Genomic DNA, 9,963 nt, shown 5'->3' on the forward strand with positions numbered 1-9,963 from the left:
CCAAGTGCCCTGTGTGTGATCGATCACAAGGACGATTTTCAGGCCATCTACTCTCCGTGATCTCACGAGGCCTTGGAAAGCCGGGAAAATCCGGGTTTTCTGGCGGCTTGATCACGGGAAGTACACGGTGAGACGCCTTTGAAGTGCAGCATTGGGACCGTGTACGGTCCCGATCGCCGTCCAACCCGATCACTCGTGAGGGGTCCGGTTGGGTGTCGATTGAGTAACAGACCTTGATGTGAGGCAAAATCTCCGCCTCGGGTCGGGCACAAGTCCGGCCTCTCACGCGTTACGTGCGCTGGAGACACCGCAGACACCCGGAGGGGGAGAGCGACCATGGCAACCGATTACGACACTCCACGCAAGACCGACGATGACGTCGACTCGGACAGCCTCGAAGAACTGAAGGCCCGGCGGAACGACAAGTCCGCGTCGTCCGTCGACGTCGACGAGTTCGAGGCCGCAGAAGGCCTCGAGCTGCCCGGCGCCGACCTCTCGAACGAGGAACTGGCCGTCCGTGTGCTGCCGAAGCAGCAGGACGAGTTCACCTGCATGAGCTGCTTCCTCGTACACCACCGCAGCCAGCTGGCCCGCGAGAAGAACGGCCAGCCGATCTGCCGCGACTGCGACTGAGGAGGGGTCGGCCGTGACTGGCTCGACCCCACCCTGGAAGCGCCGCTTCCCCCGGGGAGCGGACCCGGGGCCGTCCGACGGCCCCCACGGCGCGCGTGACGACGAGCGAGGCTCACCCTCGACGGGACCGGTCCCCACGGGGTCGGCCTCGCTCGAACCGGCCGGCGACCGGGACGCCTTCCCGGTGCCGGCACAGAGCCCCACGCCCGTCGCCCGGCGCCGCCTGGCGACGTTCCGGGCCAAGGCCGGGGAGCTGGCCCGAGAGGGTGCTCGCAAGGGCGGCGAGCGTGCCCGCGCGGGTCTCGGGTATCTCGCCGACCGGCTCATCGAGATGGCGCCGCGGATCCCCGTGCGGGACCTCGCGACGCTGCGCAGACAGTTCCCGGGCCTCGGGCCCGAGCAGCTCGCCGACAAGCTCGTGGCGGGCGCCTCGAAGGCCTCCGCGACCGTCGGGGCGGGCGTCGGCGCCGCCGCGATGCTGCCGGTGCCGCCGGCGATGCCGACCGAACTGGCCGCAGAGATCACCGGCGTCGCGGCGATCGAGCTGAAGCTCATCGCCGAACTGCACGAGGTGTACGGCGTGCGCCCGCCCGGCAATCTCAAGGAGCGCAGCAGCGCCTATCTGAGGTCCTGGACCGACGAGCGCGGGATCGATCCGCGCAAGCCGGCCACGCTCAACGCCGCGTTCGGCGGCCCGATGAAGAAACAGCTGCGCCAGCGGATCATGAAGCGCATGGTCCGCAACCTGCCGAACCTGATGCCGTTCATGGTGGGCGCGGCCGTCGGCGCGGTCATGAACCGGCGCGACACCCGCAACCTCGCCGCGCGGATCCGGGACGACCTGCGCAAGGTGCAGGTCCCGTGGGACGCGCTGTCCGAACTGCCACCGCTGGAACAGCCGGCCCATCCGCTGCCGGTGGGCGACGACCCCCGCAAGCCGGACGAAGACCCGGGAGAACCCGGCCGCTGACGGCCGGGCCCGGGCGAGGACCGGTCCCCGCGCGGGGGCGTGCGCTCGTGCCCGACCGGCTCCCCCGCGCAGGGGCGTGCGCCCGTCAGGAGGCTGCGGCCGTCCGGGCCGCGGCGATGGCCGCCGCCAGCCGCTCCGGCTCCCGCGTGGACAGGTACAGATACGGCGTCGGGTCCTCGGGGTCGGTGACCTCCACCCGCAGCGCCGTCGGGATGTAGGCCCGCAGCAGCAGGAACGCGCGGGTGTCGGCCTTGTACGTACGCCAGGCCCGGGCCTCCTCCGGGTCCAGCACGTGCGCCTCACCCAGCGCGGTCACCGGGATCTTCGCCTCGCCCGCGACCAGCAGACCGTTCACCACGCGGATGCGCAGCGAGCCGTAGCTGCTGGCCGCGACCGCCGCGACCGCCGTGCCGCCGACCAGGCCGCCCAGCATCGGCAGGGTGCCGAACGGCAGGACGATCAGGGCCATCGAGAGCCCCACGAGGAAGCTGATCAGCCACCACGAGCGGGGGGCGGTGAGGCGTTCGTCGTACGAGGTGGCGGAGAGCTGCATGGAACCAAGCTTGGCACGGTGTCGGCGGGGGGCCGACGCGCGGGTAAGGTCTGCGGCTGTGAGTGGTACATCCGCGGCTCTCCAGCCTCCTCTCGACGCCGTCAAGCCGGTGCGGCACCCCGACGCCCCCGCGCCCGGGGAGCTTCTCGGCGCGCACTACGGCCGGTGTTTCGGCTGCGGCGGTGAGCAGCCGCACGGACTGCATCTCCAGGCGCGGGCCGGCGACGGCGTGTCGATCACCGCCGAGTTCACGGTCCGCCCCGAGCACCAGGGCGCCCCCGGCCTCGCCCACGGCGGGATCCTGGCGACCGCGCTGGACGAGACGCTGGGCTCGCTGAACTGGCTGCTGCGCACCATCGCCGTCACCGGCCGGCTGGAGACCGACTTCGTACGGCCCGTGCCGGTCGGCACCACCCTCCACCTGGAGGCGGAGGTGACCGCGGTGGCCGGGCGCAAGATCTACTGCACCGCCACCGGACGCGTCGGCGGTCCCGACGGGCCGGTCGCCGTCCGCGCGGACGCCCTCTTCATCGAGGTCAAGGTCGAGCACTTCGTCAACCACGGCCGCGAGGAAGAGATCCAGGCCGCCATGAACGACCCGGACCAGATCCGCCGGGCCCGCGCCTTCGAGGTGAACCCGTGAGCCGCGCACCGCTGAACGTCCTGATCCGCCGCGTCGACCCCGACGTACCGCTGCCGGCGTACGCGCGGCCGGGGGACGCCGGAGCGGATCTGCGCACCACCGAGCCGTGCGAGCTGGCGCCCGGCGAGCGGGCCGTACTGCCCACCGGGGTGTCCATCGCGCTCCCGGAGGGGTACGCGGCCTTCGTGCACCCGCGGTCCGGGCTGGCCGCGCGGTGCGGTGTCGCCCTCGTGAATGCCCCGGGGACGGTTGATGCCGGGTACCGTGGGGAGATCAAGGTGATCGTGGTGAATCTCGACCCGCGCGAGTCCGTGCGGTTCGAGCGCTTCGACCGGATTGCCCAACTGGTCGTCCAGCAGGTCGAGAAGGTCCGCTTCCAGGAGGTCGCGGAGCTTCCCGCGTCCGCGCGGGCCGAGGGGGGCTTCGGTTCCACCGGCGGCCATGCCGCGGTGGACGGCGGAAGCGGCACAAGCGGTCAGGCCGCCCTGGGCGGCACGACGGGTGGGAATCGATACGCTTCGGTCGTATCCGACCGGGAAGGACAGTGACGTGTTCGGACGTCGCAAGAAGAAGGGTGCCGCCGAGGACGCGGCCGGCGAGGCCGAGCAGGTCGTCGACAGCGTCGACACTGAGGCGGACGAGGGCACGCGGGAGCGGGTGCGGCTGGAGCCGGGACCCCGGCCCGACGGCCCGTGGGACAGCAGTGAGGTCCGCGACCCGGCCGAGGGCCGGGTGGACCTGGGCGGACTGTTCGTGCCGGGCGTCGACGGCATGGAGCTGCGGGTCGAGGTCGCGGGCGACGCGATCGTCGCGGCGACCGTCGTACTGCGGGACAGCGCCATCCAGCTGCAGGCCTTCGCGGCCCCCAAGCGTGAGGGCATCTGGGGCGAGGTCCGCGAGGAGATCGCGGCCGGCATCACCCAGCAGGGCGGCATCGTCGACGAGGTCGAGGGTCCGCTGGGCTGGGAGCTGCGCGCCCAGGTGCCGGTGCAGCTGCCGGACGGCACCGGCGGCTACCAGGTGGTGCGGTTCGTCGGCGTGGACGGTCCCCGCTGGTTCCTGCGCGGCGTGATCTCCGGGCAGGGCGCGGTGCAGCCGCAGGCCGCCGGGCTGCTGGAGCAGATCTTCCGGGACACGGTCGTGGTGCGCGGCGAGGGCCCGATGGCTCCCCGCGACCCGATCGTCCTCAAGCTGCCCAACGACGCGCAGATGGTCCCCGAGGGCGTCCAGCAGGACGAACAGGCCGGCTCCCGCTTCTCCGGCGGCATGGGCCAGCTCCAGCGCGGCCCGGAAATCACCGAGGTCCGCTGACACACAGGCACGCACACGAGTCGAGGGCCGCATCCCACAGGGATGCGGCCCTTCGCCGTGCGGGGGTGGCCTCCGCCGTGGGCGGGGGCGGCCTTCGCGGCGCGCCGGGTGGCTCCCGCCGTGGGTGGGGCGGCCTTCGCGGCGCGCCGGGTGGCTCCCGCCGTGGGTGGGGGCGGTTTCCGCCGTGCCGAGGGCGGGTGGCTCCCGCCGGTGGGGGCGGCTTCCCCGTACCGTCAGGCGGCTTCCGCCGTACCCGGGGGGCGGGCTGCGCGGTGCGCGGGGGCATTTTCCGTCGTGTCGGGGGACGGCGTGCAGGTGGGCAGCTTCCGCCGTGCGGGCCGACGGCTTCCCCCGTGCCGGAGGGCGCCCTTCGCCACGCCTGCGGACGGCTTCCATGGCGCTGGATGCGGCCTCCGCCGTGCCGGGTGGGGTCTTCGCCTTGCGTAGGTGTGGCTCTCGCCTTGCCCAGGGGCGGCAGTCGTGCAGGCGGGTGGCTTCCGTCGTGCGGGTCTGGGCTTCTGCCGAGCTTGGGGTGCGCTCTTCGCCGCGGCTGCGGGTTTCCTCCGCCGTGCCGGAGCGCCGACTCCGCCACGTGAGGGTGTGGCCTTCGCCGTGCGGAGACCGGTTGTCGCCGTGCCCGGGAGCTGCCTTTGCACGCCTGCGGGCGGCTTGCGCAATGCTGACGGCCCCCGTCGCCATGCCCCGGGTCGGTCTCCGGCGCGCCCTGGGTGGTCTTCACCGTCCCGGAGCGGCCTTCGCCGGACTGCGGGTGGCTTCTGTGGTGCCGGAGCGCCGTTCGTCGTGCCCTCGGACGGTCTCCGTCGTGCCGGGGTCGGTCTTCGCCACGCGGCGATGGTCTTCGCCATGTTCCGCCGGCGACTTCCGCTGTGCCTGGGGGGCTTCAGTCGTACGGGAACCGCTTTCGCCGTGCCCGCAGCAGCATTCATCACTCCTGCGGGCGGCTTCCGCCGTGCCGGGGGCGCCCTTCGTCGGTGTCCGTCGACTGCCCCCGCCATGCATGGAGCGGCCCCCGCCGTGCCCTGGAGCGGCCCGCCGTGCGCAGGAGCGGTCTTCGCCATGCCCGGTGGTCCCCGTCGTGCCTGCCAGAGGCCCCCGCCGTGCCCGCCGGTGGTTCCCGCCGTGCCCCCCGCCACCCGCCCCCGCCAAGCCAGCGCCGTGTCCCCCGCGTCAGGGTTGTGTCAAAGAGCCGGCTGATGGTCGTACCCCGGCCGCTTCGGCGGGATTGTTGGCCGTAAGGTCGACGCTGCGTAGGCGTAAGTGACCGGAAGACAATGAGGCCATGGCACGCGGCAGGCTGCGGATTCATCTCGGTGCGGCACCGGGCGTCGGGAAGACGTACGCGATGCTGGCCGAGGCGCACCGCCGGGTGGAGCGGGGCACGGACTGCGTGGTGGCCGTCGTCGAGCATCACGGACGGCCGCGCACCGAGGCCCTGCTGCACGGCCTGGAGCAGGTCCCGCGCCGCTCGCTGGAGCACCGCGGCGCGGTCTTCACCGAGATGGACGTGGACGCGGTGCTGGCCCGCCGCCCGCGGGTGGCCCTGGTGGACGAGCTGGCGCACACCAACGTGCCCGGCTCGCGCAACGCCAAGCGGTGGCAGGACGTCGAGGAACTGCTGGCGGCGGGGATCGACGTGATCTCCACCGTCAACATCCAGCACCTGGAGTCACTGGGCGACGTCGTCGAGTCGATCACCGGCGTACGGCAGCGCGAGACCGTGCCCGACGAGGTGGTGCGCAGGGCCGACCAGATCGAGCTGGTCGACATGTCGCCCGAGGCGCTGCGCCGGCGGATGGCGCACGGGAACATCTACCAGCCGGACAAGGTCGACGCGGCCCTGTCGAACTACTTCCGCCCCGGCAACCTCACCGCCCTGCGCGAGCTGGCGCTGCTGTGGGTCGCGGACCGGGTGGACGAGCATCTGCAGCGGTACCGCAGCGAGCACCGGGTGTCGGCGATCTGGGGCTCGCGGGAGCGGATCGTCGTCGGGCTGACCGGTGGCCCGGAGGGGCGGACGCTGATCCGGCGGGCGGCCCGGCTCGCGGAGAAGGGCGCCGGCGGAGAGGTGCTGGCCGTCTACATAGCGCGCAGCGACGGGCTCACCTCGGCCTCGCCGAAGGAGCTGGCGCTGCAGCGCACCCTGGTCGAGGACCTCGGCGGAACGTTCCACCACGTGGTCGGCGACGACATACCGGCGGCGCTGCTCGACTTCGCGCGCGGCGTGAACGCCACCCAGATCGTGCTGGGATCCTCGCGCCGCAAACGCTGGCAGTACGTCCTCGGACCCGGCGTCGGCGCGACGGTCGCCCGGGACTCCGGACCCGACCTCGACGTGCACATCGTCACCCACGAGGAGGTCGCGAAGGGACGCGGGCTGCCGGTGCCGCGCGGGGCGCGGCTCGGGCGGGCCCGCATCGTCTGGGGCTGGCTGGTCGGGCTGCTCGGCCCCGCGCTGCTCGCCCTGCTGCTCAGCGGCTTCCAGCTCGGCCTCGCCAACGACATGCTGCTGTTCCTCGCCGCGACCGTGGCGGCGGCCCTCCTCGGCGGGCTGTACCCGGCGCTCGCCTCGGCGGCCTTCGGCTCCTTCCTGCTGAACTACTTCTACGCACCCCCGCTGCACCGGCTGACCATCGCGGACCCGAAGAACATCGTCGCCCTGGTGATCTTCGTGGGGGTCGCGGTGTCGGTGGCGTCCGTGGTGGACCTAGCGGCCCGCCGCACCCACCAGGCGGCCCGGCTGCGCGCCGAGTCCGAGATCCTGTCCTTCCTCGCGGGCAACGTGCTGCGCGGCGAGACCAGCCTGGAGGCGCTGCTGGAACGGGTGCGGGAGACCTTCGGCATGGAAGCGGCCGCCCTCCTCGAACGCCAGAGTGACGTCGACCCGTGGACGTGCGTCGGCCGGGTCGGCACCGGCGGCCCCGTCGACCGGCCCGAGGACGCCGATGTGGACATGCCGGTCGGCGACCACATGGCGCTGGCACTGACCGGCCGGGTGCTGCCCGCCGAGGACCGCCGGGTGCTGGCCGCGTTCGCCGCGCAGGCCGCCGTCGTCCTGGACCGCCGGCGTCTGCGCGAGGAGGCCGGCCAGGCCCGTGCGCTCGCTGAGGGCAACCGCATCCGCACCGCCCTGCTCGCCGCCGTCAGCCACGATCTGCGCACCCCGCTCGCCGGCATCAAGGCGGCCGTGTCCTCGCTCCGGTCCGAGGACGTCGAGTGGTCCGACGAGGACCGCGCGGAGCTGCTGGAGGGCATCGAGGACGGCGCGGACCGGCTCGACCACCTGGTCGGCAACCTGCTGGACATGTCCCGCCTCCAGACCGGCACGGTCACCCCGATCATCCGCGAGACCGACCTCGACGAGGTGGTCCCGATGGCGCTGGGCGGGGTCCCCGAGGGCAGCGTGGACCTGGACATCCCGGAGACGCTGCCGATCGTCGCCGTGGACGCCGGGCTGCTGGAGCGGTCGGTGGCCAACCTGGTCGAGAACGCCGTGAAGTACAGCCCCGCGGGGACACCCGTGCTGGTCTCGGCGAGCGCCCTCGCCGACCGCGTCGAACTGCGCATCGTCGACCGCGGGCCCGGCGTGCCCGACGAGGCCAAGGAGCGCATCTTCGCCCCGTTCCAGCGCCACGGCGACGCCCCGCGCGGGGCCGGGGTCGGCCTCGGTCTCGCGGTCGCCCGCGGCTTCGCCGAGGCCATGGGCGGCACGCTGCACGCCGAGGACACCCCCGGCGGCGGCCTCACCATGGTGCTCGGCCTGCGCGCGGCGGGCGCCCGCGCGGATTCCCCCGCAGAACCGGAAAGGCAGGTCTCATGGTGAGCCCAGCAGGGGCGGCACCCCCTACGACGCCCACGCGCGTGCTCGTGGTCGACGACGAACCGCAGATCGTGCGCGCGCTGGTGATCAACCTCAGGGCGCGCAAGTACGAGGTCGACGCGGCGCACGACGGCGCCACCGCCCTGGAACTCGCCGCCGCCCGCCATCCGGACGTCGTCCTGCTGGACCTGGGACTGCCCGACATGGACGGCGTCGAGGTGATCAGGGGGCTGCGCGGCTGGACCCGGGTGCCGGTCATCGTGCTCTCCGCGCGGCACTCCTCCGACGAGAAGGTGGAGGCCCTGGACGCGGGCGCCGACGACTACGTCACCAAGCCGTTCGGCATGGACGAGCTGCTGGCCCGGCTGCGGGCCGCCGTCCGCCGCGCGGAGCCCGTCGGCGGTGACGGCGACGTCATCGTGGAGACCGGGACCTTCACCGTCGACCTGGCCGCCAAGAAGGTCCGCCGCGACGGCAGGGACGTACGGCTCACCCCCACCGAATGGCACCTGCTGGAGGTGCTGGTGCGCAACGGCGGGCGGCTGGTCGGCCAGAAGCAGCTGCTGCAGGAGGTGTGGGGGCCGTCCTACGGGACGGAGACCAACTATCTGCGCGTGTACATGGCGCAGCTGCGGCGGAAGCTGGAGGCGGACCCGTCCCACCCGAAGCACTTTGTGACCGAGCCCGGAATGGGATACCGGTTCGAGAAGTGAGCAGGGGCTACGACCGTGTCGGTGGGCCCCGGTACGCTTCAAGCATGAGTGCTGTTCCTCGTTCCGAAAAGCCGGTGGGCCGGTTCCGGCGCATGCTCGACCGGCTCTCCTCGTCGCAGGAGGACCTGGAGTCCGAGGAGCTGCGAGAGGACGCCGCCACCGCCGGCTGCACCCGGATCGGCGACTGCCACGACCGGCAGATCGTCACCGTTACTGGTACCTTGCGCACGGTCACCCTGCGCCCGCGCGCGGGAGTCCCGGCCCTGGAGGCCGAACTGTTCGACGGCTCCGCCGCGCTGGACGTGGTGTGGCTGGGCAGGCGGTCCATCACGGGCATAGAACCGGGGCGCAAACTGATCGCGTCGGGCCGGGTCTCGATGAGCCGGGGCCGGCGGGTGCTGTTCAACCCGAAGTACGAACTGAGACCCCTCGGACGGGAGTAGCCGGTGACGTCGCTCGACAAGCCGACCCAGAACGCCCCAGACGCCCCCCAGGATGCGAAGGCGGTGACGGAGGCCGCGCTCTTCGAGGCGTTCGGCGGTGTGCGCGGCACGGTCGAGACGGTGCTCCCGGGACTGCTCTTCGTCACGATCTACACCATCAACAAGGACCTCCACCTGTCGGCGATCGCCGCGCTGGGGGTGGCCCTGCTGCTGGTCGCGGTGCGCCTCGTCATGCGGGACACCCTGAAGCACGCCTTCAGCGGTGTCTTCGGCGTGGCCTTCGGTGTCGTCTTCGCGATGATGACCGGCAAGGCCAGGGACTTCTACCTGCCCGGCATGCTCTACACGCTGGGCCTCGCGCTGGCGTACATCATCACGGCGATCGCCGGGGTGCCGCTGATCGGTCTGATCCTCGGGCCGGTGTTCAAGGAGAACCTCTCCTGGCGCACCCGCAACCCCGGGCGCAAGAAGGCGTACACCAAGGCCAGCTGGGCGTGGGGCCTGATCCTGCTCGCCAAGTGCGCGATCCTGTTCCCGCTGTACTGGTGGGCCGACGTCACCCAGCTCGGCTGGGTGCTGGTCGCGCTGAAGATCCCGCCGTTCCTGCTGGCCGTCTGGCTGACCTGGGTCTTCCTCGCGAAGGCCCCGCCGCCCATCGACGTCTTCGCCGAGATGGAGGCCGAGGAGGCCGCCGCCAAGGAGCGGAAGCGGGAGGCGGCCCAGAGGCCGGCGTCGGGGGAGCAGTAGGCACGCGGCGCCGGCAAGGACGTACGCCGCAGGCCGGCACGTCACGGCGAGAGGGGGGGCCCGCGCTGTACCGGCCCCCCCCCACCCCGAAACACATGGGCCCACAGCCCCG

The 9,963-nt window shown here is 72.6% G+C and carries 10 protein-coding genes; 9 read left to right on the forward strand and 1 reads right to left on the reverse strand.

The genetic code is table 11. The features are described from left to right. Positions 1-336 precede the first annotated feature (336 nt). On the forward strand, positions 337-633 hold the full coding sequence (locus AB0K92_RS13200; RefSeq protein WP_043504706.1) for a DUF4193 domain-containing protein: 297 nt from the start codon (positions 337-339) through the stop codon (positions 631-633). A 13-nt stretch (positions 634-646) separates the two neighbouring features. Further along, positions 647-1,603, forward strand: coding sequence for a hypothetical protein (locus AB0K92_RS13205; RefSeq protein WP_365922247.1), 957 nt, complete (start codon positions 647-649; stop codon positions 1,601-1,603). A gap of 85 nt (positions 1,604-1,688) precedes the next feature. Here the strand turns inward: AB0K92_RS13205 and AB0K92_RS13210 are convergent, their stop codons facing one another. Further along, positions 1,689-2,156, reverse strand: coding sequence for a DUF3093 domain-containing protein (locus AB0K92_RS13210; protein ID WP_166002723.1), 468 nt, complete (start codon positions 2,154-2,156; stop codon positions 1,689-1,691). A gap of 58 nt (positions 2,157-2,214) precedes the next feature. On the opposite strand from AB0K92_RS13210, the gene AB0K92_RS13215 reads away from it, so the two are divergent. The 7 genes from AB0K92_RS13215 to AB0K92_RS13245 all read left to right on the forward strand — a co-directional run bounded on the left by AB0K92_RS13215 (position 2,215) and on the right by AB0K92_RS13245 (position 9,851). After that, the gene (locus tag AB0K92_RS13215; RefSeq protein ID WP_365922249.1) at positions 2,215-2,799 is read left to right on the forward strand and encodes a PaaI family thioesterase; all 585 of its coding nucleotides are present in this window, start codon (positions 2,215-2,217) and stop codon (positions 2,797-2,799) included. Beyond that, the gene (dut, locus tag AB0K92_RS13220) at positions 2,796-3,347 is read left to right on the forward strand and encodes a dUTP diphosphatase (protein ID WP_166002725.1); all 552 of its coding nucleotides are present in this window, start codon (positions 2,796-2,798) and stop codon (positions 3,345-3,347) included. The genes AB0K92_RS13215 and dut overlap by 4 nt, the downstream gene beginning before the upstream one ends. 1 nt (position 3,348) lies before the next feature. Continuing rightward, a complete protein-coding gene (locus AB0K92_RS13225; RefSeq protein WP_166002726.1) occupies positions 3,349-4,110 on the forward strand; it encodes a DUF3710 domain-containing protein in 762 nt (253 codons plus the stop codon). Positions 4,111-5,410: 1,300 nt separating this feature from the next. After that, a complete protein-coding gene (locus AB0K92_RS13230; RefSeq protein WP_365922252.1) occupies positions 5,411-7,951 on the forward strand; it encodes a sensor histidine kinase KdpD in 2,541 nt (846 codons plus the stop codon). Further along, positions 7,945-8,661: a response regulator gene (locus AB0K92_RS13235; RefSeq protein ID WP_365922254.1), complete on the forward strand. Its 717-nt coding sequence runs from the start codon at positions 7,945-7,947 to the stop codon at positions 8,659-8,661. Before AB0K92_RS13230 ends, AB0K92_RS13235 begins: the two co-directional genes overlap by 7 nt. 44 nt (positions 8,662-8,705) lie before the next feature. Next, complete coding sequence (locus AB0K92_RS13240) at positions 8,706-9,104, forward strand: OB-fold nucleic acid binding domain-containing protein (RefSeq protein ID WP_086741644.1); 399 nt, start codon at positions 8,706-8,708, stop codon at positions 9,102-9,104. A gap of 3 nt (positions 9,105-9,107) precedes the next feature. Then, a complete protein-coding gene (locus tag AB0K92_RS13245; RefSeq protein WP_365922256.1) occupies positions 9,108-9,851 on the forward strand; it encodes a DUF3159 domain-containing protein in 744 nt (247 codons plus the stop codon). Positions 9,852-9,963: the final 112 nt, after the last annotated feature.

The organism is Streptomyces sp. NPDC052687, from assembly GCF_040678395.1.
Taxonomy (GTDB): Bacteria; Actinomycetota; Actinomycetes; order Streptomycetales; family Streptomycetaceae; genus Streptomyces.